At 55.8% G+C, this 24,971-nt stretch carries 26 protein-coding genes; 6 read left to right on the top strand and 20 right to left on the bottom strand.

Features of this window, described 5'->3' with window-relative positions:
• Positions 1-5 precede the first annotated feature (5 nt).
• The 4 genes from AURMO_RS02450 to AURMO_RS02435 are packed head-to-tail and all read left to right on the top strand — an operon-like array spanning position 6 to position 2,789.
• Positions 6-731 carry a VIT1/CCC1 transporter family protein gene (locus AURMO_RS02450; protein WP_110232992.1) on the top strand — a complete coding sequence of 242 codons (726 nt, stop codon included), beginning with the start codon at positions 6-8 and terminating at the stop codon, positions 729-731.
• Positions 732-779: 48 nt separating this feature from the next.
• The gene (locus tag AURMO_RS02445; RefSeq protein ID WP_110232991.1) at positions 780-1,619 is read left to right on the top strand and encodes a carotenoid biosynthesis protein; all 840 of its coding nucleotides are present in this window, start codon (positions 780-782) and stop codon (positions 1,617-1,619) included.
• 18 nt (positions 1,620-1,637) lie between these two features.
• Positions 1,638-2,498 (top strand): HhH-GPD family protein, encoded by an 861-nt coding sequence (locus AURMO_RS02440; protein ID WP_239406854.1) that lies wholly within the window; start codon positions 1,638-1,640, stop codon positions 2,496-2,498.
• Between the two features lie 9 nt (positions 2,499-2,507).
• Positions 2,508-2,789 carry a 2TM domain-containing protein gene (locus tag AURMO_RS02435; RefSeq protein ID WP_110232990.1) on the top strand — a complete coding sequence of 94 codons (282 nt, stop codon included), beginning with the start codon at positions 2,508-2,510 and terminating at the stop codon, positions 2,787-2,789.
• A gap of 66 nt (positions 2,790-2,855) precedes the next feature.
• Here the strand turns inward: AURMO_RS02435 and rbfA are convergent, their stop codons facing one another.
• The 9 genes from rbfA to dxr all read right to left on the bottom strand — a co-directional run bounded on the left by rbfA (position 2,856) and on the right by dxr (position 14,458).
• A complete protein-coding gene (gene rbfA, locus AURMO_RS02430) occupies positions 2,856-3,296 on the bottom strand; it encodes a 30S ribosome-binding factor RbfA (RefSeq protein ID WP_110232989.1) in 441 nt (146 codons plus the stop codon).
• Between the two features lie 65 nt (positions 3,297-3,361).
• Entirely contained in the window at positions 3,362-6,076 is a 2,715-nt protein-coding gene (gene infB / locus AURMO_RS02425; RefSeq protein WP_110232988.1) for a translation initiation factor IF-2, read from the bottom strand.
• 93 nt (positions 6,077-6,169) lie between these two features.
• Positions 6,170-6,412 carry a YlxR family protein gene (locus AURMO_RS02420; RefSeq protein ID WP_110232987.1) on the bottom strand — a complete coding sequence of 81 codons (243 nt, stop codon included), beginning with the start codon at positions 6,410-6,412 and terminating at the stop codon, positions 6,170-6,172.
• 47 nt (positions 6,413-6,459) lie between these two features.
• Positions 6,460-7,548, bottom strand: coding sequence for a transcription termination factor NusA (gene nusA, locus AURMO_RS02415; RefSeq protein ID WP_110232986.1), 1,089 nt, complete (start codon positions 7,546-7,548; stop codon positions 6,460-6,462).
• A gap of 125 nt (positions 7,549-7,673) precedes the next feature.
• Positions 7,674-9,437, bottom strand: a complete 1,764-nt coding sequence (locus AURMO_RS02410; protein WP_110232985.1) for a proline--tRNA ligase — start codon at positions 9,435-9,437, stop codon at positions 7,674-7,676.
• Positions 9,438-9,446: 9 nt separating this feature from the next.
• The gene (locus tag AURMO_RS02405) at positions 9,447-10,691 is read right to left on the bottom strand and encodes an MFS transporter (protein ID WP_110232984.1); all 1,245 of its coding nucleotides are present in this window, start codon (positions 10,689-10,691) and stop codon (positions 9,447-9,449) included.
• Between the two features lie 129 nt (positions 10,692-10,820).
• Positions 10,821-11,948 (bottom strand): flavodoxin-dependent (E)-4-hydroxy-3-methylbut-2-enyl-diphosphate synthase, encoded by a 1,128-nt coding sequence (gene ispG / locus AURMO_RS02400; RefSeq protein ID WP_110232983.1) that lies wholly within the window; start codon positions 11,946-11,948, stop codon positions 10,821-10,823.
• 53 nt (positions 11,949-12,001) lie between these two features.
• Complete coding sequence (locus AURMO_RS02395) at positions 12,002-13,330, bottom strand: M50 family metallopeptidase (RefSeq protein ID WP_110232982.1); 1,329 nt, start codon at positions 13,328-13,330, stop codon at positions 12,002-12,004.
• Positions 13,331-13,375: 45 nt separating this feature from the next.
• The gene (gene dxr / locus AURMO_RS02390) at positions 13,376-14,458 is read right to left on the bottom strand and encodes a 1-deoxy-D-xylulose-5-phosphate reductoisomerase (protein WP_110234844.1); all 1,083 of its coding nucleotides are present in this window, start codon (positions 14,456-14,458) and stop codon (positions 13,376-13,378) included.
• Between the two features lie 146 nt (positions 14,459-14,604).
• On the opposite strand from dxr, the gene gabT reads away from it, so the two are divergent.
• Together gabT and AURMO_RS02380 are read left to right on the top strand one after the other, a co-directional pair.
• On the top strand, positions 14,605-15,948 hold the full coding sequence (gabT, locus tag AURMO_RS02385) for a 4-aminobutyrate--2-oxoglutarate transaminase (RefSeq protein ID WP_110232981.1): 1,344 nt from the start codon (positions 14,605-14,607) through the stop codon (positions 15,946-15,948).
• A 73-nt stretch (positions 15,949-16,021) separates the two neighbouring features.
• Positions 16,022-17,011 (top strand): asparaginase, encoded by a 990-nt coding sequence (locus tag AURMO_RS02380; RefSeq protein ID WP_162532649.1) that lies wholly within the window; start codon positions 16,022-16,024, stop codon positions 17,009-17,011.
• Between the two features lie 3 nt (positions 17,012-17,014).
• Here the strand turns inward: AURMO_RS02380 and AURMO_RS02375 are convergent, their stop codons facing one another.
• The 11 genes from AURMO_RS02375 to atpD form a co-directional block, all read right to left on the bottom strand.
• Positions 17,015-17,458 carry a pilus assembly protein TadG-related protein gene (locus AURMO_RS02375; RefSeq protein WP_110232979.1) on the bottom strand — a complete coding sequence of 148 codons (444 nt, stop codon included), beginning with the start codon at positions 17,456-17,458 and terminating at the stop codon, positions 17,015-17,017.
• On the bottom strand, positions 17,458-17,901 hold the full coding sequence (locus AURMO_RS02370; RefSeq protein WP_162532648.1) for a hypothetical protein: 444 nt from the start codon (positions 17,899-17,901) through the stop codon (positions 17,458-17,460). Before AURMO_RS02370 ends, AURMO_RS02375 begins: the two co-directional genes overlap by 1 nt.
• Positions 17,876-18,289, bottom strand: coding sequence for a TadE/TadG family type IV pilus assembly protein (locus AURMO_RS02365; protein ID WP_110232977.1), 414 nt, complete (start codon positions 18,287-18,289; stop codon positions 17,876-17,878). Before AURMO_RS02365 ends, AURMO_RS02370 begins: the two co-directional genes overlap by 26 nt.
• Before the next feature lie 8 nt (positions 18,290-18,297).
• Complete coding sequence (locus AURMO_RS02360; protein WP_110232976.1) at positions 18,298-18,486, bottom strand: hypothetical protein; 189 nt, start codon at positions 18,484-18,486, stop codon at positions 18,298-18,300.
• A gap of 22 nt (positions 18,487-18,508) precedes the next feature.
• Positions 18,509-19,447 carry a type II secretion system F family protein gene (locus AURMO_RS02355; protein ID WP_162532647.1) on the bottom strand — a complete coding sequence of 313 codons (939 nt, stop codon included), beginning with the start codon at positions 19,445-19,447 and terminating at the stop codon, positions 18,509-18,511.
• Positions 19,444-20,214 carry a type II secretion system F family protein gene (locus AURMO_RS02350; protein ID WP_110232974.1) on the bottom strand — a complete coding sequence of 257 codons (771 nt, stop codon included), beginning with the start codon at positions 20,212-20,214 and terminating at the stop codon, positions 19,444-19,446. Before AURMO_RS02350 ends, AURMO_RS02355 begins: the two co-directional genes overlap by 4 nt.
• Positions 20,215-20,324: 110 nt before the next feature.
• Positions 20,325-21,539 (bottom strand): TadA family conjugal transfer-associated ATPase, encoded by a 1,215-nt coding sequence (locus AURMO_RS02345; RefSeq protein WP_110232973.1) that lies wholly within the window; start codon positions 21,537-21,539, stop codon positions 20,325-20,327.
• A 107-nt stretch (positions 21,540-21,646) separates the two neighbouring features.
• Entirely contained in the window at positions 21,647-22,216 is a 570-nt protein-coding gene (locus AURMO_RS02340) for a helix-turn-helix domain-containing protein (RefSeq protein WP_110232972.1), read from the bottom strand.
• A 56-nt stretch (positions 22,217-22,272) separates the two neighbouring features.
• A complete protein-coding gene (locus AURMO_RS02335; RefSeq protein ID WP_110232971.1) occupies positions 22,273-23,100 on the bottom strand; it encodes a YaaA family protein in 828 nt (275 codons plus the stop codon).
• Positions 23,101-23,192: 92 nt separating this feature from the next.
• Positions 23,193-23,462, bottom strand: coding sequence for a F0F1 ATP synthase subunit epsilon (locus tag AURMO_RS02330; RefSeq protein ID WP_110232970.1), 270 nt, complete (start codon positions 23,460-23,462; stop codon positions 23,193-23,195).
• Between the two features lie 2 nt (positions 23,463-23,464).
• Positions 23,465-24,967, bottom strand: a complete 1,503-nt coding sequence (atpD, locus tag AURMO_RS02325; RefSeq protein WP_275425171.1) for a F0F1 ATP synthase subunit beta — start codon at positions 24,965-24,967, stop codon at positions 23,465-23,467.
• Positions 24,968-24,971 lie beyond the last annotated feature (4 nt).

Genomic DNA, 24,971 nt, shown 5'->3' with positions numbered 1-24,971 from the left:
CACACATGATCTCCACCACACTCAAGGGCGCTGATCCGCACGAATACGATCACTCCCACCCCGACCTCGCAGGCGGATGGCTTCGTGCATCCGTCTTCGGTGCGATGGATGGTCTTGTGTCGAACATTGCCCTCATTGCAGGTATTGGAGCAGCAGGTGCAAACGCGCAGACAGTTGTGCTCACCGGCGCTGCTGGGCTTGTAGCTGGTGCATTCTCCATGGCCCTCGGTGAATATGCTTCGGTCAAGACCGCCAATGAGCAGGTAGATTCCGAACTTGAGATTGAGCGTCAAGCTCACGCCCGCAACCCTGAGGGTGAAGAGAACGAACTCGTTCTCAACTTCATCGAGATGGGCATGGCAGAAAAAACTGCCCGTTTTGCCGCTGCAGAGGTTCACCAAAACAAAGAACAAGCAGCTCGCATCCACATTGCCCAAGAACTCGGTGTGGATCCAGATTCCAAGCCTTCGCCTTGGGTTGCGGCGTCGTCCTCGTTCGCCATGTTTGCAAGCGGTGCATTCATTCCACTTATCCCTTACGCGCTTGGTTTCGAATCTCTCGCGCTGGGGCTTGGCGTGGGCGGCGTTGGACTCTTGGTAGCTGGTGGCCTTGCAGCACGCTTCACGCGCAAGTCATGGTGGAAGAGTGCCCTCCGCCAGCTGTTCTTCGGCGCTATCGCAGTGACCGCGACATACCTAGTTGGTTCCCTGTTAGGCGTTGGCGGAGCGTAATTTCGGTCGTAGAGTGAGACAACTTCACTTCAGCCTCCGGGAGAGCACATGTCGAACTCCACTGCACCAAAAACCTCAGTAGGTTTGTGGCTGCTTCTTGCCGTATCTTTTGCAGCAGCTTTCGTCCCTGCAGGAACTCCTGGAAGCATCACTCTGGTCATCGGGCTGATGCCGGTCACGTTCTCCATGTGGCATTTCATTCGCTGGGCTGGGGCCCGGACCGCGTGGCTCTCATTTCTTGCTGTTGTGGTGATTAGTTTCTCGGGTGAAGCTTTCGGTGTTGCCACAGGCCTCGTTTTTGGAAACTATTACTACCCCGATGGCCCACTGGGACCACTTCTTTTGGGTGTTCCTCCTCTGATTCAGCTGCAGTACTTCGCCATGGCCTATGCGTCGTTGATGGTTGCACGCTCCATCGGAGGAGTGTTGACCACTGCTGCCAGAGGTTGGTGGCTCGTTTCCGTATCCGCCATGGCGGCATTTGGTATGACACTGCTGGACCTGGCAAGTGATCCTTGGCATGCCACGGTGCTGCAGCAGTGGATCTGGCGTGATGGTGGCCCCTACTTCGGTATTCCCCTGCACAACTTCTTTGGCTGGTTCTTCGAAACCCTCGCTTTCCTCCTGGTAGTTCAGGCACTGCTGAACTCAAAGAAAGCCTTGGCAAAAATGGCCGAGGTTAAACCACGAGGTTTCTGGCTTCAAGGCGTCTTGCTTTATGGCACGTTCCCCTTCACCATCGCGTTGACTCCCCTGATTCAGGGAGCTGCTTTCTCCCAAGCAAACGTGGATATTGCCGTGGCCATGGTCTGTGTTGCGCTGTTTGCCGTGGTTCCACTGTGGCTCGCGGCCCTGATGTCACTCAAAAAGGTGAGTTCAACCTCATAACCCTTTACGCTGGAGCGCGTGCAGCAGGAGATTATTGACTGGTTTGAAACCGGCGGTAGAGATCTACCTTGGCGCCAGCCTGGCTTCACCCCGTGGGGTTCTCTTGTTTCTGAGTTCATGCTGCAGCAAACCCCAGTGGCACGTGTTATTCCCAAACTGGACGAGTTCCTGACCCGCTGGCCCACCCCGGCCGCGCTGGCGGCATCACCGTCCGGTGATGCCGTGAGAGCGTGGGCAAACCTGGGTTATCCCCGCAGGGCACTCTGGTTACACGCCTGCGCAGTCACCATTACGGAGAAGTTCAACGGTCAAGTCCCGAGCAATGTGGATGACCTACTTTCTCTGCCCGGTGTTGGCCCCTATACAGCCCGAGCAATTGCGGTCTTTGCTTTCGGCGGGCATGAACCTGTGGTGGATACCAACATTCGTCGGGTCATTGCCCGACACAACCAAGGCAATGCCGATCAAGGACCGCCGTCAACAAAGCGTGACCTTGAAGCAATGGCCGCCTTGTTACCAACTCCAGATCTCTCCCCCGCTTTCAACGCCGGCATTATGGAACTTGGTGCACTCATCTGCACCGCTCGGAATCCTCAGTGTGAGATATGCCCCATTGCCCGGACCTGTGCCTGGAAAAACGCCGGTTACCCCGAACACGTGGGACCCAAGAAAACGGTTCAAAAGAAATACGAAGGCAGCGACCGACAAGCTCGCGGAGCTGTGATGAAAATTCTTCGCGAAGCTCACCGAACCGTGTCAACTTCAGAACTGAACGATTGCTGGCCAGACAAGGCCCAGCTTGGACGAGCAATTTCCGGGCTTCTCAAAGACGGCTTGATTGAGCTTGTCGCTGATGACAGCTACCAACTCCCGGCGTAAGGTGAAAACATGAACGAAACAGAGATGCGTGAATTCGCTAAAAAGCGCCTCAAGAAACAAGCTGATTTCAAGCAATACCTCTGGGTGTGGGCTGGGGTCTCAGCACTTCTGACTGTCATTTGGTTTATGACGACCCCCGGAACATACTTTTGGCCAGCCTGGGCAATCTTCGGTATGGGGATCGGTGCATTCTTTGCCGGGCTGGACGCCTATGGCAAAGATCCCAAGTTCATTACTGACGAAGCCATCGATGCTGAAGTTGCACGCATCAAATCCAAGAACAACAAATAACTTCATTACAAACAACAGTGAAGGCCTGGGAATGTGATCATTCCCAGGCCTTCACTGTTGAAGTACTTAGTCTTCGTCAGAAACTTCACGAGGCTTCACATAGGGGTCTTCATCCCCTGCGTATTTCGCCTTCTTTGCGAGGGCTTCTACCTCTTCGTCCTGAGCGTGAGCCTTAGCCAGCAAGTCATCAATTGACTTGGCGCTGTCGGGCAAAGCGTCCAGGATGAATTCGATGGTGGGCGTCAGGCGCACGGTCAGACCGCGACCCACTTCACCACGAATACGTCCCGTGTTGGCCTTGAGCGCAGCAGCTGTTTCTTCACGCTCTTCATCGGTGCCATAGACGGTGTAGAAGATGGAGGCGTGCTGGAGGTCACCAGTCATGCGCACGTCAGTGATCGTGACGAAGCCCAGACGAGTGTCCTTGATAACGCCGCGCTCTAGTGCCTGCGCGACGATGACCTTAATGAGTTCACCGAGCTTACGAGCTCTCGCGTGATCAACCATGATGTTCCCTTACCTGATAAGTAAAGAGGGGCCCTGTTGAGACAACCTGACCCCTCTTCTCGCACTTAAACGCGGGGCTTTTCCTTGAGTTCGATGGTCTCGATCTCATCGCCGATTTGGATGTCGTTGTACTTACCCAGACCGATACCACATTCGAAGTCAGTCTTGACCTCAGTGGCGTCGTCCTTGAAGCGACGCAGAGACTCGATGGCTAGGCCATCGGCGATAACGATACCCTCGCGGATAACGCGTGCCTTCGAGTTACGAGTAATCGTTCCGCTGCGGACAATACATCCGGCGATGTTGCCGAACTTGCTCGAGCGGAAGATCTCGCGGATCTCTGCAACACCGGACTGAACCTCTTCGAACTCAGGCTTGAGCATGCCCTTGAGGGAGTTCTCAATGTCCTCGAGTGCCGAGTAGATGACCGAGTAGAAGCGGATGTCGACACCTTCACGCATGGCACGCTCACGTGCCTTGGTGTCGGGACGAACGTTGAAGCCGATGATGACAGCGTTATCAACGGTTGCGAGGTTAACATCGCTCTCGGTAACAGCACCAACACCACGGTGGATGATGCGTAGCTGAACGCTGTCATCAACCTCGATCTTGAGCAAGGACTCTTCCAGTGCTTCAACAGCACCGGAAACGTCACCCTTGATGATGAGGTTGAGGGACTCAACCTTGCCATCTTCAAGTGCCTTGGTGAAGTCTTCAAGTGAGATGCGCTTGCGAGCCTTAGCCAGCTGAGCGTTGCGCTCTGCAGCTTCACGCTTTTCAGCGATCTGACGAGCAGTACGGTCATCCTCGGTAACAAGGAAGGTGTCACCGGCACGAGGCACGGAAGACAGACCCTGAACCTGGACGGGGCGAGAAGGAGTTGCAGCCTCAACAGCAACACCGTTCTCGTCGACCATGGCACGAACACGACCATAAGCAGTACCCGCAACAATGGCGTCACCGACGCGAAGAGTTCCAGACTCGATGAGCACGGTAGCAACAGCACCGCGTCCCTTGTCCAGACGAGCTTCAATCGCAATACCGCGAGCGTCCTTGTTGGGGTTCGCACGCAGGTCAAGACCGGCGTCTGCGGTGAGGAGAACAGCGTCAAGCAGTTCTGTCACACCCATGCCCGAGAGTGCAGATACGTCAACGAACATGACGTCTCCACCGTATTCTTCGGCAACCAGGTTGTATTCGGTCAGCTGCTGACGAACCTTTGCAGGGTTCGCATCTGGCTTGTCCACCTTGTTGACAGCAACAACGATGGGAACGCCAGCTGCCTGAGCGTGGTTTAGTGCCTCAATGGTCTGAGGCATGATGCCGTCATCTGCTGCGACCACGAGGATCGCGATGTCGGTAACCTGAGCACCACGTGCACGCATGGCGGTGAACGCCTCGTGACCGGGGGTATCAATGAAGGTAATGAGACGGTCGACGCCTTCGTGGTTGGCGTGGACTTGGTATGCACCGATGTGCTGGGTGATTCCACCAGCTTCACCCGCAATGACGTTGGTCTTACGGATGGCATCGAGCAAACGAGTCTTACCGTGGTCAACGTGACCCATCACGGTGACGACTGGAGGACGAATCTCGAGGTCTTCATCTGTTTCGTCTTCGAGCTCCTGCTCGAGGTCGATGTTGAAGGCGTCGAGGAGTTCCTTGTCTTCTTCCTCAGGCGAGACGATCTGGATCTTGAAGCCCAGTTCTTCACCAAGGATTTCGAATGTGGCCTCGTCGATGGACTCAGTAGCGGTTGCCATTTCACCCAGGTGGAACAGAACGGTCACCAAGTTACCGGGGGTTGCATTGATCTTGTCTGCGAAGTCAGCAATCGATGCACCGCGGCGTAGACGAATGACAGTGTTACCGTCACCACGAGGAACGCTTACGCCACCAAGCGAGGGTGCCTCGCGGAGTTCAAACTCTGCTCTTTTTGTTCTCTTCGACTTACGTGCCTTAGACTTTCCGCCGCCACGACCGAAAGCACCAGCGGTTCCACCGCCGGGACCACGGCCACGGCCGCCACCGCCACCTGCGGGGGGACGGTTAGGGCCAAAACCGGGACGTGCGGGAGCGCCTGCTCCAGCACCTGCACCAGCTCCACCAGCACCACCGGGACGGAATCCGCCGCCAGCACCACCTGGACGCTGGAAACCAGTTCCTGCACCACCTGGACGACCTGGACCACCGGGACGACCTGCGCCACCGGCACCGCCGGGACGTGGCATGCCGCCGGGACGAGGAGCCATGGGGCGGGGAATGCTGCCTGGGTTAGGGCCCGCGGGGCGGGTTCCCATGCCCTGTGCAGATGCAAAGGGGTTGTTACCGGGACGTGGAGCACCCGCGGGGCGAGTACCCATGCCCTGAGCAGAAGCAAAGGGGTTGTTACCGGGGCGTGCGCCACCAGCAGCCTTAGGTGCAGCCTCGCCACCCTCAGCAGGAGCTGCGGGAGCTTCTGCGGCAGGCGCAGGCGCTTCAGCAGGTGCCTCAGCTACTGGCTTGGGGCCAGGAGTGGGGGCAGCAGGTGCTGCGGGAGCTTCAGCAGCGGGAGCTGCCTTCGCAGGAGCCTTTGGAGCAGGTGCTGCAGCTTCTCCAGCAGGAACAGGCTTCATGCCTTCTGCTTCAAGAGCGTTACGCAGCTTGCGCGCTACGGGAGGCTCAATGGTTGACGATGGTCCCTTAACGAACTCACCGAGATCTTTAAGCTTGGCTAGAGCAAGCTTGCTGTCGATGCCGTATTCGGCAGCAACTTCGTGTACGCGTGGTTTGGCAGCCACAATTCTCCTGTCTTAGGGCCTGAGCCCTGTTAAAACAGGACCAGACCATTACTTACGGACGGAACTCATTTCGAGCCGCTCATTAGTTGTCCATTAGCCGTTCAGCCTTTGTGTGATGGTTTCAGTGTCAGTAATTTCTGCGCGAAGTGCTCTGCCGAAAGCTCGGCGCTTCACTGCTTCATTGCAACACTCTGGTGTGGGGTGTAGCCACGCACCGCGACCTGGCGCTGAACCGGAAATATCCGCTTCAACACGGCCGTCAACGTTGATAACCCGCAACAAAGCGGACTTATCTGAGCGCTGACGGCAGCCGATGCACGTCCTTACAGGTTCCATGATACCCCAGCAACGCTGTGGCGGGGGTTCCCGCCGTGCGGTGCTGCCTAGTCTTCGTCCATGACGGAGTCAGGCTGGATGTCGATCTTGGCACCAGTAAGCTTCGCCGCCAGGCGAGCGTTCTGGCCTTCCTTACCGATTGCCAGCGAGAGCTGGTAGTCGGGAACGAGGGCACGAACAGCCTTGGTAGCTGCATCGAGAACGAATGCGTCCGACACCTTGGCTGGTGAGAGAGCGTTCGACACGAAGGTGGGAAGGTCGGTGGAGAAGTCGACGATGTCGATCTTTTCCTCGTTGAGCTCTTCGGTGACGGCACGAACACGACGTCCGAGCTCACCGATGCACGCACCCTTAGCGTTGATCGCAGGATCCGTTGCCTTCACCGCAATCTTGGTGCGGTGGCCTGCTTCGCGGGCCAAGGCAACGATTTCAACCAGGCCGCTCTGAATTTCAGGAACTTCCATTGTGAAGAGCTTGCGCACGAGCTGAGGGTGGGTGCGAGAAACAGTGACCTGTGGACCCTTGGTTCCGCGGGTGACCGAGGTGACGTAGACACGAATACGGTTACCGTGTGAGTAATCCTCGCCAGGAACCTGCTCTTCTGGAGGCATCACTGCCTCAACGGTGCCGAGGTCGATGAAGACCATCTTGGGGTTCTGACCCTGCTGGATCACACCGGAAACGATGTCGCCCTCACGGCCCTTGAACTCGCCAATTACGGCCTCGTCTGCGATGTCGCGCAGACGCTGGTTGATGACCTGCTTGGCTGCAAATGCGGCAATTCGGCCGAAGTCGTCGGGGGTTGCTACTGCTTCACCGATGACGACGCCTTCATCGTCCTTCTCAGGAACAAAGATGGTCACGATTCCGGTCTTGCGGTCGAGTTCAACGCGAGCTTCAGGAAGCTCAGGAGCAACACGAGGCGCACGAGGAGTATCGGTGTCTGCAGAACCTGCACCACCACCGAGTCCAGTTGCGCTCTTAGGGTTCTTCACCGGCGCAACACGAGGCTCAGCCTGAACCATGTGCTTTTGGTAGGCGGTGAGGATGGCCTGTTCGATGATCTCTACCAACTCATCGAAGGGAATACCTTTTTCGGTTTCCATGAGCTTGAGAACTCTGAGATCGATGTCCACTGTGGGCCTCCTCTATTCGCACCTGTAATCCCACGCCTCCCGGCGCAGCACTCTAAGGCTACCCGACCTGCGGGCATGATGGAACCGCGCTCCCCCAGCGGGAACGTGGCACTAAGAACGTGTAATTACTTGATGTGCTTGAGCACGTCAGCAACGGGAACGCTGGTGCGTTCGTTACTGCGACGATCCCACAGCTCAACAACGCCGTCGGCAAGACCCTTACCCACGATGACAATCGTAGGAACACCGATGAGTTCAGCGTCACCGAACTTCACACCGGGAGAGACCTTGGGACGGTCGTCATAGAGAACTTCGTAGCGAGCATCTTCCAGCTCAGCCACGATCTTCTCTGCTGCTTCGAACACTTCATCGTCCTTGCCGGTGGCAATGACGTGAATATCAAAGGGTGAGACATTGGCAGGCCAGATCAGGCCCTTCTCGTCGTTGTTGGTCTCCGCGATAACCGCGAGGATACGGGTCACACCAATTCCGTAGGAACCCATGGTGACGGTGACGAGCTTGCCGTTTTCATCCAGAACCTTGAGCCCCAGCGCCTCGGCGTATTTGCGTCCCAGTTGGAACACGTGACCGATTTCCATACCGCGAGCAATCTCGACAGGCCCCGAACCATCTGGTGCTGGGTCACCCGCGCGCACATCAGAAGCTTCAACAACACCGTCAGCATTGAAGTCACGACCGGCAACAACGTTCAATACGTGCTTCTGGTCCACGTTCGCACCGGTCACCCACGCGCTGCCATCGACAACACGAGGATCAACGAAGTAGCGAATCTTGGAGGTGCCTTCGGAGCCCAGAACAGCACCCTTTTCGGACCAGGGGCCGATGTAGCCCTTGACCAGATTCTTGTTCTTGGCGAAGTCCTCTTCGGTTGCTGCTTCAACAGCAGCAGGAGCGAAGGCAACCTCAACACGAGCCAGCTCAACATCACGGTCACCAGGAAGACCGATCGAAATCAGCTCACGAGTGCCGTCGAGGTGAGTCAGGGCCAGTACAACGTTCTTGAGCGTGTCAGCAGCAGTCCACTGTCGGCCATCTTCACGAGGCTCGGTGGCGTTGAGGTGATCAACAAGAGTGTCAATCGTGGGAGTGTTGGGGGAATCAAACACACGTGCCGCAGGCTGACCTTCGATAGGAATCGAAGGTGGAACAACCGTAGTGAAGGCTTCAATGTTGGCGGTGTATCCACCTGCAGAGCGCACGAAGGAGTCTTCGCCCACCTCAGTGGGGTGAAGGAACTCTTCTGAGCGAGAGCCACCCATGGCGCCGGCATCAGCCTTCACAATGACGTAGTCGAGACCGAGACGAGTGAAGATGCGCTCATACGCGTCACGCTGAGCTTGGTAGCTCTCGGCGAGACCCTCGTCAGAGACATCGAAGGAGTATGCGTCCTTCATGGTGAATTCACGTCCACGCAGGAGGCCTGCGCGAGGACGTGCCTCATCGCGGTACTTGTCCTGGATTTGATACAGGCACACCGGCAAGTCTTTGTAGGAGTTGTAGAGATCCTTCACCAGAAGAGTGAAGACCTCTTCGTGGGTGGGAGCAAGCAGATAGTCCGCGTCCTTGCGGTCCTTCAGGCGGAAGATGCCGTCGCCGTATTCGGTCCAACGACCGGTAACTTCGTAAGGCTCCTTGGGCAGCAGTGCAGGGAAGTGAACTTCCTGAGCACCGGCAGCAGTCATCTCTTCACGGATGATCTTCTCAACCTTGGCCTTTACGCGCAGACCCAGCGGCAACCAGGCGAAAACTCCAGGGGCCTGGCGGCGAATGTAACCGGCGCGAAGCAACAGCTTGTGACTGGTTACTTCTGCTTCAGCAGGATCTTCGCGCAGCGTACGGAGGAATAGGTGTGAAAGACGTGTAGGCACGTCTCAATCTTAAGCCGTGGCAGATGCCTTGGTGCGCCAGCCGAGCGAGAGCACGGCAATCACCACGAAGAGGACCAGGGTAATTACCCAGATATTGAGAAGCCCATAGCCCACGGCAGCAAGAACGAGTCCCGCCAAAGCCCCGCCGCCTGCACCTGCCAAGCTCATCACGGTGTCAGAGAACCCTTGAACGGTGGTGCGGTCCTGGGCAGCAACGGACTCGGTCAACAGTGCACTGGAGGCCACTGTTGCTGCCGACCACCCCAGTCCCAACAAAATCAGGGCAATGGTCACCGCGAGGACAGAATCTGGTGCAGAGAAGTTCACCAGCAACGACAACAACAGGATTGCTTGTCCAATCAGAATGACGGGTGTTCGACCAATGCGGTCTGCCAACCAACCAAACACTGGTGAGAACGCATACATCCCCGCGGTGTGCAAACTGATGGTCAACCCAATCAGGGGAATAATCACACCATGCAAGGCCAGGTGAACTGGCGTCATCGCCATTACCGCCACCATGGTGGCGTGGCTCATGGCTAAAGCAAAGACAGCAACAGCTGCTGCCGGCGATTCAGCAAGAATGCGAATGGCCACGCCAAAACCTCGACGAGGAGGTGTCTGGACTCCACCTTCAGAAGACGCTCTCGCTCTGGCAATAAGAAGGGGATCTGGACGCAGTGCAGAAAGATACAAAATCGCGGAAAGTAACTGGGCAACCGCCGCAATGGCGAATGCTCCGGTGAGGGCAGGTAGTCCCAGCTTCTCCCCCAGAAGGTCACCCGGACCAACCAGGTTGGGCCCGGCAACAACACCAATCGTTGTTGCCCACACCACCAAAGACAGATCGCGTGCTCGGGTTTCTGGCTTTGCCAGATCAGCTGCAGCGAAGCGGGTTTGCAAGTTCACAGCGCCACCAGCACCGAGGGTGAGCATGCTGGCAAGTAGAAGCGGGAGGTTGTTCAGCGAAGCTGAAACGATGACCATGATTGCGCCAACGAGGCCGATTGCACCTCCGGTTGCCAAGGCAAAACGTCGTCCAACCCGACCAGCTAGACGCGCAAGGGGAATAGCAAAGAGTGCTGTACCCAACGTGGACATGGTGGCGGAAAGTCCGGCAAATGCAGGTGAACCGCCGACAGAAGCCGTCAGCAGCGACCCAAGGGAGAACGCGGCACCCATTCCGAGACCACCGAGAACCTGACCGGTGGCAAGTACGCGCAACGAGCGTCGTTGTATTGCCCCGTAGTCCATTGTGGTCACGTTTAGAGGCTATACCCCAGGGGGTTTATTTGAAGCGACTGAAAATTACGATTCCGATGCCAATAAGCACCAAGAAGAAAATGGCCGAAAAGATGAAAGGCCCAGTAAAGATAGCGTCCATTAGGGCGTAATGACCTGAACGGTGCCCACTTCGCTAGCAGGCATTTCAGCAGCCAAACGGTTAGCTTCCTCGATCAGGGTTGCCACAATTTCGCTCTCAGGAACAGTCTTGACGACTTCACCCTTGACGAAAATCTGGCCCTTACCGTTACCTGAAGCGACACCCAGGTCAGCATCTCGTGCTTCACCCGGACCGTTGACAACACATCCCATGACGGCAACACGAAGTGGAACAGTCATTCCTTCAAGACCAGCAGTGACATCGTTCGCAAGTTTGTAAACATCAACCTGTGCACGACCACAGCTGGGGCAGGACACAATTTCAAGCTTGCGTTCGCGCAGGTTCAGTGATTGCAGGATTTGCAGACCAACCTTGACCTCTTCAGCAGGAGGAGCAGAAAGTGAAACACGGATAGTGTCACCAATTCCCTCACCCAGGAGGATGCCGAAAGCGGTAGAGGACTTGATGGTTCCCTGGAAAGCAGGACCGGCTTCGGTCACGCCCAGGTGGAGTGGCCAGTCACCGCGTTCAGCGAGCTGGCGGTATGCCTTGACCATCACGATGGGGTCGTTGTGCTTGACCGAAATCTTGAAATCGTGGAAATCATGCTCTTCAAACAGGCTGGCTTCCCAGACAGCACTCTCCACAAGGGCCTCAGGGGTTGCCTTGCCGTACTTTTCCAGAAGGCGAGGGTCCAAAGAACCTGCATTCACACCAATGCGGATGCTGACGCCTGCTTCTTTAGCACGGCGAGCGATCTCACCGACCTGGTCGTCAAACTTACGTATGTTTCCGGGGTTCACACGAACCGCAGCACAGCCCGCATCAATAGCTGCGTAAACATAGTTGGGCTGGAAGTGGATGTCCGCGATAACGGGAATCTGGCTCTTCTTCGCGATGATGGGCAACGCTTCTGCGTCATCACGGCTGGGCACGGCAACACGCACAATGTCACAACCAGAAGCGGTCAGCTCAGCAATCTGCTGCAAGGTTGCGTTGATGTTGGTCGTGGGGGTGGTGCACATGGACTGCACGCTGACGGGGGCATCGCCACCGACCAGCACCTTACCCACCTTAATCTGGCGCGATTTACGGCGAGGAGCAAGGACTTCAGGGGTCTTGGGCATTCCCAAATTCACGGCTGGCACGGCTTTAGCTTACGCGTCTCAGTTGAAGTTGTTTAGCCAAAAATGCGGACAGGCTTGAAGATATCTGCATAAAGAAGCAACGCACTCATAGAACCCAGCAACACGATGACCAGCAAAGTCAAAGGCATCAACTTTGCAGTATCGAAGGGACCAGGGTCTGGGCGCTTACGCCACTTAGCAACCTGGCGACGAGCTGCCTCATAGAGCGCACCAGCAATATGGCCACCGTCCAGAGGCAGTAGTGGCACCATATTGAACACGAACAAAGCAATGTTCAGCGACGCAAGGATGCCAATCAGAGTCGCACCCTTTGCATCAGGCGCAACTAAGTCGGTACTTGCCACTTCACCGGCTACTCGTCCTACTCCAAGAACACCAATCGGGCCATTGGGGTCACGTTCGGCATCACCGAAAGCCGCTTCACCGATGTCGACCATTCGTTGGGGCAAGTTCAGAATCATGTGGGTGACACTGGAGAGGTTCTGTCCCATCATGGGGAACACAGCTGTGATCGGCTGTGTTTGCATGGTTGTCGTGGGCGCTATGCCAACAAATCCCACTTCTTGAATTATTGGATTTCCGGCACCATCAAGCACGGGGTTTCCTTGGGCATCATAAAGGGGGCGTTGTGCCGCTACTGGGGTAATGGTGAGGTTCTTCTCTACCCCGTCACGAAGCACGGTGACCGTAAGTGGCTGACCTGCCGAGTCACGAATAATGTCAGTTCCAGAAGTCCAATCGTTAACCTCAGCGCCATTGATCGCCACGATTGTGTCACCTGCGAGCAACCCTGCTGCCGCGCCAGGTGCAGGAACGGTATCTGTTCCACATTCCTGAGGCACACCGTCGGTTGTAATACATTCGGTGACACCGGCAACCGTGGTGGTGGAGGTGGGCTGGCCGTAACCCATCACCAAAATGGCAAAAAGCACAAAAGCCAGCACCAAGTTCATGAATGGTCCGCCGACCATAATGATGATGCGCTTCCAGACTGGTAGGTGATAGAAAGCTCTCGAAGAATCGAGATCCACCATGGATTCGTCGCTGGCCTGGCGGGCATCTTGCACAAGCTTGCCGAAAAGACGACGAACTTTATTGTTTGATTCCGAGGGCTCATCTCCAGGTGGGAACATTCCTGCCATTGAGATGTAGCCGCCGAGCGGAATGGCCTTCACGCCATATTCGGTTTCGCCGACCTTCTTCGAGAAGAGGGTCGGGCCAAAGCCGATCATGTACTGCGCAACCCGCACGCCGAAGATCTTCGCGGGCACCAAGTGACCGATTTCGTGCAGGCCGATAGAGATCGCCAGACCCACCACAAAGATGACGACGCCGAGTACGTAAAGCCAGAAAGTATCCATTAGAAAAAGATTAACCTGACCGTCTGACAATCAACCGAGAAACGGCTAGCCACCAATGACTTCATCGGCTCGGCGACGTGCCCAGCTCTCTGCTTCCAGCACTGCTTCTCGCGTTAACGCACCCGATTCAGGGGTGTGTTCGTCCACCACGCGTTGAATCGTAGTGAGGATGTCGAGGTAGCCAATTTTTCCGGCGTGGAAAGCGATCACGGCCTGCTCGTTTGCAGCATTGAAGACAGCAGGGAAGGTTGATCCAGAAGTTCCCACTTGCTTCGCTAGCCACACTGCAGGGAATGCTTCCTCATCGAGGGGTTCAAATGTCCAACTCTGGGCCTTGGTCCAGTCCAAAGGCTCCCCCACACCCGCAACACGGTGGGGCCAATCAAGGCCAAGCGAGATGGGGAGTCGCATATCTGGCGGAGATGCCTGCGCGATGGTGGACCCGTCCACGAACTCGACCATGGAGTGCACGATCGACTGGGGGTGAACGGTGACATCAATTCGGTCGAATGGAATATCAAACAAGAGATGAGCTTCGATAACTTCGAGACCCTTGTTCACCAGCGTGGATGAGTTGGTGGTCACGACGAGGCCCATATCCCACGTAGGGTGCGCCAGCGCTTCCTGCGGAGTGACATTGACAAGGGATTCACGACTACGGCCACGGAATGGTCCACCAGATGCTGTCAAAACTAGCCTGCGCACCTCAGCATGGGTGCCTGAAACCAATGCCTGCGCGAGCGCAGAGTGTTCGGAGTCAACCGGCACAATCTGACCAGGCTTGGCCAGATCAGTAACCAACGTGCCACCAACAATGAGGCTTTCCTTGTTGGCCAGGGCAAGCGTTTTGCCTGTTTCAAGTGCTGCCAGTGTGGGGCCAAGACCCACCGAACCCGTAATTCCGTTGAGCACGACGTCAGCGTCAACTGAGCGAACAAGCTCTTCTGCTTCCACGTGGCCAATCGCAATATTGCTCACACCGAATTCGGTGGCCTGTTGGTGCAGAACCTCACGGTTACTGCCCACAGACAGACCCACGACCTCAAAACGGTCACGGTTTGCGCGAATGACGTCCAGTGCCTGAGTTCCGATGGAACCAGACGAGCCAAGGATCAATACGCGACGCATAACAGCCATCTTTCCACTCTTCCCCTCTAGCCATGTCATTCGGGTGCGAACTATCATTGTTGAAGATTGTTAACTCTGCGAAAAATCACGAATTTTTCCATGCCGACACCCACTCCCCTCACAGCCCGGGAAGTTAGGATTGCACTATGTCAAACACCTCTGCCCCCGCATCCGTTGCAGTAACTCAGGAACGTAAGGTTGTCACCGCGATTCCTGGTCCCAAGTCTCAGGAAATGCACAAACGACGCGCAGAGGTTGTTCCTCCTGGCGTGGGTGCTGCACTTCCCGTCTACATCGAGAACGCCTACGGATCCATCGTTCAGGACGTTGACGGCAACCAGTTCATTGACTTCGCAACCGGCATCGGCGTGACCACCATCGGTCACGCAAACGATGCTGTGGTTGCAGCGGTTGCAGAGGCAGCCGCTCACTTCACTCACGTGTGCTTCACCGTGACCCCCTACGAGGGCTACGTCAAGGTTGCAGAACTTCTGGCCAAGCACACCCCCGGCAATCACGCCAAGCGCACCATGCTATGTAACTCAGGTGCTGAGGCAGTAGAGAACGCGGTCAAGATTGCCCGCAAGTACACCCGCAAGAACGGTGTTGCTGTTCTGGATCACGCTTACCACGGTCGCACCAACCTGACCATGAGTATGAACTTCAAGAACGCTCCCTACGCGACTGGCTTCGGCCCCACCGCACCCTCGATCTTCCGTGCACCCAGCTCTTACCCCTTCCGCGACGGGCTCTCCGGCGCAGAGGCAGCCAAGCGCACCATCACCTACCTCGAGAAGATTGTTGGCGCAGAAGACCTCGCTGTCGTCTTTGCAGAGCCCATCCAGGGTGAAGGTGGCTTCATTGTTCCTGCAGATGGTTACCTTCCCGCAATTCAGGAATGGTGCACAAAGAACAACGTTGTCTTCGTAGCTGACGAGGTTCAGGCAGGTATGGCTCGTACCGGTGCCTACTTCGCATCTGAAGGCTTTGGCTTCGTTCCTGACCTCGTCACCATTGCGAAGGGTGTCGGTGGCGGTATGCCTATCGCAGCCGTAACCGGCCGCGCCGAAATCATGGATGCTTCTCACCCCGGTGGCCTTGGTGGCACCTTCGGTGGTAACCCCGTTTCCTGTGCCGCAGCAATCGCGATCTTCAGCGAAATCGAAAAGGACAACCTGCTCGATGAAGCTAAGCGCGTAGAGAAGACCCTTGGTGGCGGCCTCAAGAAGCTGCAGGAGAAGTACCCCGTCATTGGCGAGGTTCGCGGTAAGGGTGCCATGCTCGCTATCGAGCTGGTCCACCCTGGCACCAAGGACCCCAACGCAGAAGCAGTGACCAAGATTGTGGCCTTCGGTGCCCAGCACGGCCTGCTCTTGCTCTCGGCTGGAACCTACGGAAACGTTCTGCGCTTCCTGCCTTCGGTCAAGACCAGCGATGCACTGCTCGAAGACGCCCTCGGTGTCCTCGATGAGGCACTCGCTTCTCTCTAAAACAACTAGATTATGAGGGGTCACCGCGTCTAGCGCAGTGACCCCTCTTTTCTTTTTCACCTAAGGAATGAACATGGCTGGAACCGGCACCGTCGCCACATCAGAAGAACTAGCCGTCTTGGTGCGCAACGACTTCATCGAGTCCCGCCACGCCGGAAGCTTAGTTGTTGTGGACCCTGCAGGACAGGTGCTCTTCAGCAAGGGTGATCCCAACGCGCTGGTCTTCCCTCGTTCGGCAATGAAGCTTTTCCAAGCCATGGGTATTTTCTCCACGGGCATTGAGCTCTCCCCCGAATTCACCGCGCTGGCAACTTCTAGTCACACCGGCTCCGCAGCACACGTTGAGTTAGTGAAAGAACTACTGGCAACCGGCGGTTTCACTGAAGCAGACCTTAAGTGCGCTACAGAATGGCCTGTGAACAAGGACATGCTCAAGCAGGTTTACCAAGCAGATGGTGGAGCTATGCCCATCTACCACTGCTGCTCTGGGAAGCACGCAGCAATGCTCTTGGCCTGCAAGCACGAGGGCTGGCCAACCGAGAACTATCTCGACCGCGACCATCCACTTCAAGTTCGCATCCTGGAAGCCGTGGAATACCTCACCGGTGAAACTATTACTTCAACAGCGGTTGATGGCTGTGGTGCTCCCGTTCACGCCATGCCGCTAGTGAAGTTGGCATCTGGTGTTGCCAAGATGCTCACAGCCGATGATTCTGCTCCCATGGGAATCAAGGATTCTGCGCAGAAACTGGCCTCCTCGATGCTCGCTCACCCTTGGATCGTGGGAGACCACGGGGAGCCCGATGTCATCATCATGGAAGAGCTCGGCTTCACAGCCAAGTCTGGCTATGAGGGCGTCTTCATTGTCTCCACCCCCGATGGCACCACCGTTGCCACGAAGATCCTGGACGGCAACCTCCGCACGGCCCCCATTGTTGCTTTGCAAGCCCTGGTCCGCGCCGGTGCACTCGAACAAAGCAAGGTTGATGCACTCATTCCTCGCCTCCACACCGATGTTTATGGTGGCGGCAAGGTTGTTGGCCAGCTACAGACCACGTTCTAGTTTCTAGCCCAGCACTGTTCGTGCTGTGGAGGTCACATCGATGACCATGCCTTCGGGCATGAATATCGAGACAACTGGTGGATGCCAGGTTTTCTGCAAACTCACCGTTGCGCTCCTGCCGTCGTTGGTGACCGCCGAGACCACAGAAACACCCCTGCTTTCAGTCGCCGGGATGAGTTGTAAGTAGTGATCAGTTTCTGAGCGCACCGCAGAGCTGGTGAGAGTAATGGACGCATGCCCGTTTACTACCTGAACGTCATCCAAGTTGAAGGCTTCAGCCGCGGCGAGAGCAGCGCCGTCTGCCACGGTGAAGAGTCTTTTCCGCTCGATATAGAGGCTGGTGGCAGCCACCGTGCCCAAAATGACAGCGAGCCCAATGAGCCCAGCAAAGATGATGAGGATCAGGCTAGATCCCTCTTCCTCTGAATGAATACGTTTTCCGAACATTAACGGACTCTGTGGAAGCGAGAGACAACTTGGCTAGCTTGAGAGGAGACTGGAACAACGGCTGCTTGATCGAGGTTGAGCACAGCTGGAACTAGTGGCATCACCACTTTGACACCCACACCAATACTCACGAGCGACTCTGGTTCTAAACAGCTTGATGTGCATGTGATGGTGACGTCTGCTTGCTTCGAGTCCAGGCCGTAGTCGGCGAGCGCGAAGTCAATGGCCTGTTGAGCTCTCTTGATGGCAGTGTCTTGATCTGGAGACTCCACATAAACTCGTGCTGCCTGTCTAGCGGCACCTTCAGTAGCCAACGTGGCGCCTTGCACAGCCCCCACTGCCACTACCAGATACACCAAAGGAATCAGAAGCAGCATTCCTGCAGTGATGAATTCAAGCGAAGCAGACCCTTCGTCATTAGTTAAGAACTTCGGTAGCTGCATGCCCGCTCACCTCCATGGAAGAGGCAGGACCCCACAGCCCAATCATGGGCAGAGGAGCTTTGACAGTGATTACGGTGGCAGGTGCACCCATCCACTGCTGGCTTGCGATAGAAATGTCCTTGGCATATTGCTCCCCTACTGCCGTAGTGATGAGCTCTTTCGTTCTTTGCACACCATCTGCAGGGGTGGAGTCGATCAGTGCTCCCCACCTCGCCCCTTCAGATGCCGCATCTTGAATCGTGTTGCGCACATGCAGTGCAAGCCCCAATTGCAGAACACCCAGGGTGAGGAAGGTCAGCAGAATGCCCACAAAGACAAACTCGACCACAGCCGAGCCGCTCTCTTCATGGCGCACTCTTTCGAGCACGCGTCCCAACACTGCCTTCATGATGTGTCCTAGAAGCTCACAACGCGTGAAATGGCTTGATCAAAGACAGTGCCCAAGGCAGGTGCCGCAATGGCCCAGATAGCAACGACGAGCCCGGCCGTCATCAGCGTGATGAGGACCCATCCGGGCACATCTCCACGCTCATCTGTGACTTTGGAGCTGATCTTGGCGCTCATACGAGCAATGATGTTGTTCATTTCTTTCTTCTTTCGTTGTGGGCTAAAAGCCCGATTGAATAACGAGTAATCCAGGGAATACGGCAAAAACGATGGTGACGGGGAGAATCAAGAACACCAGCGGCACCAGCATGGCTACTTCTTTTTGGCCTGCACTCTCCAGCAACCTGCGCTTGGAGTCTTCCCGGGCATCCAGAGCATGAGCCTGAAGAACAGCAGACACCGGTGTTCCACGATTCAGCGCACCCAGGATCTGCTCTATGCCTCGGGAAAGAGCTGAAATCTTGAGCTTGCGTTCTAATGTCTGCAGCGCTGTTGCCATCGGGATACCCATCTGGACATCCAGCACAACCACCCGGAATTCATCGGTGATGTCACCGTGACCGATGGTTGCCATGCGACGCAAAGCATCAGGCAGACCTTCTCCTGCGGAAAGGCTCAAGGACAAGAATTCCCACACCGCAGGCAACTGGGCCTCGATGCGTTTCACGCGAGACTTCGCTGCGTAGCCGAGGAAGTAGAGCACACTGAGGTATCCCACGAGTGAACCAATGACAGGTACTACGACATAAGCAATAAAGCTGGGCTGAGTGACAAACGCAACCGCGCCATCCACAACAAGACCTGCAGCCGCACCCCACAATCCCCATGTAACCTGACGGGCACGGAACTCTGAAACACTCAGCGCAGACCCCGCCCGAGCAAGATCTAGCTGGAGAACATCTGCTGGGCCAGCAAACTTCTCACTCATCACAACCAGACTTGCCTTGAGGCTCCTCACCCCAAAATCAAACTGTGGCAGTGGCGCTGAACTCTTCTCTGTCACATCGGCATAGGCCTGAGGAGAGATGTCGGCAACCATGTGTGCCACGCGCCTCTGCAATGAGGCACTGCGGAATCTGGGCAGCGTGGTGAGAATGATCCACACACCCAGCCCAAAGAGGGCACCCAGTCCAATACCCCACGCACCGAGCGAACTCATGCGAGCCACCTCTTCTCATCTGGGAGGTAGCCCACTGCAGACATGATGCGATACGCCAGCATGCTCACACCCAGCCCAATCAGAATGAGCACAATTCCGGCCCCTGAGTTATAGGCCTGGGCTGCCTCTGGACGAGTTGAGAGGAGCACCAGAACAATCCACGGTGCCATCACGCCAATGCGAGCTGCCAGACGAATCCATCCTTGGCGCGCTTCCACTTCTTGGCGCAGAGCAGATTCTGCTCGCAGGTGAGAACCGAGAGAGCCCAGGACAGTGGTGATTTCTGTTCCACCGAGTTCACGACCCAGGCGCAGAGTTTCAATAATGCGATCCCCGTTGGGGTTCGCCCAACGAGCTTTGAGATCCTTCGCAGCAAGCTCAAAGTTGCCAGAAACCTTGTAATCCTGGGCAAAAAGAGCAACGGGTGTGCTGACGGCCTTCGAAGAGAAACCCGCCAGGGAAACCACAGCATCAGGAATATTGGCACCTGAACGAATGGCGGATATCAGGGCATCCACTACATCTGGCCACTGGTTTCGCAATGCTTTGCGCGCTACAGCCCGCCGGCTGGCGGCAAACATCACCGGCAGCATTGCTGCAGTTCCAGCCAGCACCACACTCAACACAGCAACACCGGTGATCGCCCACGCTATAGCACCACCAATAACTGCCAACACTGTGCACAAAACAACCAAAACAGAGGGTTTCATCCCCAACTGCAAAGCCGTCTCGTTGAGTCCGCGAGTGAGACGGGAGGGAGATGACACTTTTTCTACTTGTACTTTCCTGGGCCACAACCTGCTGGAAACAATGAGAAAAATGCCCAGCCCAGCACTGGCACCTAGGAAGATGCCAAGTATTTCTAGAGATGACAGTCTCATGCTGCATCCAACACGATTCGTGGGTTCAAGTTCGTAAGCTCAAACTTGTCTAGGCGCACAGGAGCATCACCGGTTGCAACCAAAACATCATCAACAAGGTGGAAGATAACTGTCGCCTCAATCTCCCCATCAACAACGCGACCTGTGGGTGAAATGATTTCGCTCACGCGACGACGGCCAAAACGATCGAGCTCACAGTGAACGACCACATCAATACAGCTCGCCACGGTGGGAACAACGAAGCTGGAGTCAATGTTGCGACCGGCAAGTAAAGGCAGTGTGCAGAGCTTAGTGAGGGCATCCTGAGCGCTATTGGCGTGGAGTGAACACGCCCCAGGGAGTCCGCTGTTCAAAGCAATGAGCAGATCCAAGCTCTCAGCCTCGCGAACTTCTCCCACGACCAATCTGTCTGGGCGCATACGCAAGGCTTCTTTGATCAAGCGACGAAGAGTGATTTCACCGGTGCCCTCGAGGCTTGCCTGGCGACACTGCATTGCTACGCAATCACGTGCGTCAAAGTTCAATTCAAAAGTTTCTTCTACTGTGATGATGCGGTCGTTTTCACGTGAAGAACGAAGCAGCGCATTGAGCATGGTGGTCTTACCTGCCTGCGTTGCACCACACACCAAGATGTTCTGCCTGGCTAAAACACTCATGCGGAGGAACTCTGCCGCTTGACGCGTGAGGGAACCACTCTCGACGAGATGTGCCAAATCACGCACGTTCTTCGAGAACTTCCGAATGTTCACAGCCCAATACTTGGATGTGATGTCAGGAATAGTCACGTGAAGACGAGAGCCATCGGGCAAAGAAGCGTCCACAAAGGGTGACGTCATATCAACGCGGCGCCCAGAAGCCTGCAGCATGCGCTCAACCAGGTCGCGAACCTGAGTTTCAGAAAACGAAAGCTCTGTGAGCTCGGAAACACCATTTCGTGCAACAAAGATCTCAGTGGGGCTATTAATCCAAATTTCCTCGATAGAGGGGTCTTCCAGCAGGGGCTGAAGGGCACCGAATCCATTGAGTTCCGCCATAGCGAGAGAACGAAGTTCCTCATCGTTGAGGGGAGCGCCTGAGTTGTGGGTTCCATCCCGAAGAATCTCATCTCGCAACAACTGCTCAAGATCTGGAGACAGAGTAGACGTCGCGGTAACACTGTCATGTGCCTTGGCGCGCACAGCACCAACGATGCGGGAGATGGAATCGGACATGAAGAAATCATGCCCGTTCCCTCACAACCGCCTCAGGAGTTATCCACACCCGCTCCGCTTAAGCCAGATGCTCGAGAGAAATATCGAAGAATTCAGAGGGTTGGTGTTCAGAAGACGGGATTTACCAATGTTTCAAGGGGAAACAACACATTGTGTTCAAGAAATGCAGGTGGCACCTCATCATGTGAAGGGACCCGCTCCCCTAAATGAGCTGGAAAAGGAAGAGTCAAGGAATCTTCATGTACCCATGTGGGCGCTGGTAGCGAATCGTGTGAAAGCCAGTGCTGAATGAGTGCAGCGATTGCTGCGTCATAGACAGGGTCGCCGGTTGACTCAGGCCGATTAAGCGTCAACGCCAACCGCACCACAGGATCTAAGCGCAACAAAGTAATGCTGTACGCGATGAATGCTCGATACGCACGCACAGGATTCTCAGCAACTAAAGCGTCACGGATGAACTCTGCAACTTCGCCAGGCGTTTTAGCTTTTGTGGGAATGGTCACCAGGCGATGTTCAGTCAGATTAAGCAAACTTTGTAATCTCTCAAAGCTCACTCCTCTTTTTCCAGTCTCAATCTGGCTGATTGCTGCCGAGGAAGTACCGGCAAAAGCTGCGAGCTTGCGCAACGTAAGCCCTCTTTCCAGGCGGGCTCGATTTAATTCTTTGCCTGCGTACACCCATGCCTCCTTTTGCTATCAAATATGATAGCAAAAGTGTTGGCTCACTGCTCAGATCAGCAGAGCTTCTGAACTACTCCAGAAACCACGAGGTTGAGCTCTGCAGGCCACTCAGCAGTTGCTTCAGTTCCGCGCTCCATCATCATGTTCTTGGAAGCTGCCCAGGTAATGAGCTCCTCAACGGTGGTGATGGTGCTTGTGTGTGCGGAATCTTTAGCCAGGGCACGAACAAACTCGCCCTTGCCCTTCTTGTTGAAGTGATTCAGTGCTCGCAGCTGGCCATTCTCGCCTTTTGTCACCACGCGGAGATAGACGGTGTTTTCAGCTGGAACGAGAGGAGCAAGGGCTGAGTACCCCTCAGAGCGAAGATCAAGAACCAGCTGAGGTTCTGCCTTGAGTTTCTTGGCAATCGCTTTGCGCCCAGCCTCAGCCCATGCCTTCTTGAGGCTTCCAGCAGCCAATGCAGGCAATTTGGAGTCGAAGGAAAGCCGATATGCCGGGATGGGTTCTAACGCTCCCACGGGGCCCAGGAGCGCTGACTGGATCATGACGTTCTCTGCCAAGAATTTCCGAGCATTTTCGTCAAGGTTCATCGCAGCCAGGCCGTCATAGAGCACGCCGGTGTAGCGATCAATGGCAGGCATGGTCGTTGAAGTCTTGACCGCTTTGTTGCGGTCAACCTCCCCCATTTGCTTGGGGCTGAGTTTCAACACCTCAGCACACACCTTGGGTTTGCGAGCCAATGACACTGTTGCGGCCACCACACGCTTGCGAATGGGGTTGAGTTCGGGGAAAGACAGGGCTGATTCAGCAAGTAGCTGCTCCAACGGAGCACCTTCTCCCCCATCACGCTTCGTTTCCGAAGGTGGCAACAGAATCAACACTGCGTTTCCATAAGTGCGTAGTCCTTAAGTGCAAACACCCACGGGAAGAGCAAGTCTTCAACCGCGGGCATCAGCGTTTGTGTGGTTGAGCGTTAGCCAACCAATTCTGCGGCAGAGGCAACAACAGAAACGTTGTTGTTTTCAACCGAAAGGAAACCACCAGCTGCGTTAGCAGTGATCTTCGAGCCGTCCTCAGCAGTGACGCGAACTTCACCGCCGGCGAGAATCGCCAGCATAGGTTCGTGTCCGGGAAGGATACCGATCTCGCCCTCGCTGGTCTTGGCAACAACCATAGTGGCTGCGCCAGACCAGACTTCCTGGTCGGCAGCTACGACGCTGACCTGAAGGAGAGAAGAAGCCATGATTAGCCGTTTTCCTTCTGGATCTTTGCCCACTGCTCTTCAACGTCGGAGATTGCACCCACGTTGAAGAAGGCCTGCTCAGCTACGTGGTCGAATTCACCCTTAGCAATCGCGTCGAAGGATTCGATGGTGTCCTTGAGAGGAACGGTCGAACCTTCAACACCGGTGAACTTCTTCGCCATGTAGGTGTTCTGCGAGAGGAACTGCTGAATACGACGTGCGCGCGAAACGGTGATCTTGTCTTCTTCAGAGAGCTCGTCAACACCAAGAATCGCGATGATTTCCTGGAGTTCCTTGTTCTTCTGGAGGATCGCCTTGACGGTGGTCGCAACGCGGTAGTGGTCTTCACCTAAGTAGCGAGGGTCCATGATGCGCGAGGTCGAGGTCAGTGGGTCCACAGCAGGGTAGAGACCCTTCGATGCGATTTCACGAGAAAGCTCGGTGGTTGCATCGAGGTGGGCGAAGGTAGTCGCTGGAGCAGGGTCGGTGTAGTCATCCGCAGGAACGTAAATAGCCTGCAGCGAGGTAATCGAGTGACCACGAGTCGAGGTAATGCGCTCCTGGAGGATACCCATTTCGTCAGCCAGGTTGGGCTGGTAACCCACAGCAGAAGGCATACGACCGAGAAGTGTCGAAACTTCAGAACCTGCCTGGGTGAAACGGAAGATGTTGTCAATGAAGAGCAGAACGTCCTGCTTCTGAACGTCACGGAAGTATTCCGCCATGGTCAGAGCAGACAGTGCTACACGAAGACGAGTTCCTGGTGGCTCATCCATCTGGCCGAAGACGAGGGCGGTCTTGTCGAAGACGCCTGCTTCTTCCATTTCGTGGATAAGGTCGTTACCTTCACGGGTACGCTCACCAACACCGGCGAATACCGATACACCACCGTGGTCCTGAGCTACACGCTGAATCATTTCCTGAATCAGAACGGTCTTACCCACACCGGCACCACCGAACAGACCAATCTTTCCACCCTGAACGTAGGGGGTCAGAAGGTCGATGACCTTGATACCAGTTTCGAAGAGCTGAGTCTTGGACTCGAGCTGGTCGAATGCTGGAGGTGTGCGGTGGATGGGCCAGCGCTCCTTGATTTCAACCTTGTCGCCGGGCTTACCGTTGAGGATGTCGCCGGTGACGTTGAAAACCTTACCCTTGGTGACGTCACCAACGGGCACGGAGATAGGAGCACCAGTGTCGGTGACTTCCTGGCCGCGCACGAGACCGTCGGTGGGCTTGAGGGCAATGGCACGCACGAGGTCATCGCCGAGGTGCTGAGCAACCTCGAGGACGAGCTTGGTGCTCTCGGTGCCGATGACGACCGTGGTCTCCAGGGCGTTGTAGATGCCGGGGATCGAGTCGTGTGGGAACTCGATGTCGACGACGGGACCGTTCACGCGGGCGATGCGACCGGTTGCGGTTGCTGCCTTCTTAGGAGCCGCTGCTTTCTTAGCAGGTGCTGCCTTTGCGGGGGTCTTAGCCTTAGTAGCTGGTGCTGCTGCCATTGCT

This window comes from Aurantimicrobium photophilum (assembly GCF_003194085.1).
Taxonomy (GTDB): Bacteria; Actinomycetota; Actinomycetes; order Actinomycetales; family Microbacteriaceae; genus Aurantimicrobium; species Aurantimicrobium photophilum.
This window is presented reverse-complemented; position numbering and strand designations above follow the sequence as displayed.

Excerpts from the sequence above, each read along its gene's own strand:
- AURMO_RS02450 (WP_110232992.1), top strand. The coding sequence starts at position 6 with ATGATCTCCACCACACTCAAGGGCGCTGATCCGCACGAATACGATCAC.
- AURMO_RS02445 (WP_110232991.1), top strand. The coding sequence starts at position 780 with ATGTCGAACTCCACTGCACCAAAAACCTCAGTAGGTTTGTGGCTGCTT.
- AURMO_RS02435 (WP_110232990.1), top strand. The coding sequence starts at position 2,508 with ATGAACGAAACAGAGATGCGTGAATTCGCTAAAAAGCGCCTCAAGAAA.
- rbfA (WP_110232989.1), bottom strand. The coding sequence starts at position 3,296 with ATGGTTGATCACGCGAGAGCTCGTAAGCTCGGTGAACTCATTAAGGTC.
- AURMO_RS02420 (WP_110232987.1), bottom strand. The coding sequence starts at position 6,412 with ATGGAACCTGTAAGGACGTGCATCGGCTGCCGTCAGCGCTCAGATAAG.
- AURMO_RS02405 (WP_110232984.1), bottom strand. The coding sequence starts at position 10,691 with ATGGACTACGGGGCAATACAACGACGCTCGTTGCGCGTACTTGCCACC.
- ispG (WP_110232983.1), bottom strand. The coding sequence starts at position 11,948 with ATGCCCAAGACCCCTGAAGTCCTTGCTCCTCGCCGTAAATCGCGCCAG.
- AURMO_RS02395 (WP_110232982.1), bottom strand. The coding sequence starts at position 13,330 with ATGGATACTTTCTGGCTTTACGTACTCGGCGTCGTCATCTTTGTGGTG.
- dxr (WP_110234844.1), bottom strand. The coding sequence starts at position 14,458 with ATGCGTCGCGTATTGATCCTTGGCTCGTCTGGTTCCATCGGAACTCAG.
- gabT (WP_110232981.1), top strand. The coding sequence starts at position 14,605 with ATGTCAAACACCTCTGCCCCCGCATCCGTTGCAGTAACTCAGGAACGT.
- AURMO_RS02380 (WP_162532649.1), top strand. The coding sequence starts at position 16,022 with ATGGCTGGAACCGGCACCGTCGCCACATCAGAAGAACTAGCCGTCTTG.
- AURMO_RS02375 (WP_110232979.1), bottom strand. The coding sequence starts at position 17,458 with ATGTTCGGAAAACGTATTCATTCAGAGGAAGAGGGATCTAGCCTGATC.
- AURMO_RS02370 (WP_162532648.1), bottom strand. The coding sequence starts at position 17,901 with ATGCAGCTACCGAAGTTCTTAACTAATGACGAAGGGTCTGCTTCGCTT.
- AURMO_RS02365 (WP_110232977.1), bottom strand. The coding sequence starts at position 18,289 with ATGAAGGCAGTGTTGGGACGCGTGCTCGAAAGAGTGCGCCATGAAGAG.
- AURMO_RS02360 (WP_110232976.1), bottom strand. The coding sequence starts at position 18,486 with ATGAACAACATCATTGCTCGTATGAGCGCCAAGATCAGCTCCAAAGTC.
- AURMO_RS02355 (WP_162532647.1), bottom strand. The coding sequence starts at position 19,447 with ATGAGTTCGCTCGGTGCGTGGGGTATTGGACTGGGTGCCCTCTTTGGG.
- AURMO_RS02345 (WP_110232973.1), bottom strand. The coding sequence starts at position 21,539 with ATGTCCGATTCCATCTCCCGCATCGTTGGTGCTGTGCGCGCCAAGGCA.
- AURMO_RS02330 (WP_110232970.1), bottom strand. The coding sequence starts at position 23,462 with ATGGCTTCTTCTCTCCTTCAGGTCAGCGTCGTAGCTGCCGACCAGGAA.
- atpD (WP_275425171.1), bottom strand. The coding sequence starts at position 24,967 with ATGGCAGCAGCACCAGCTACTAAGGCTAAGACCCCCGCAAAGGCAGCA.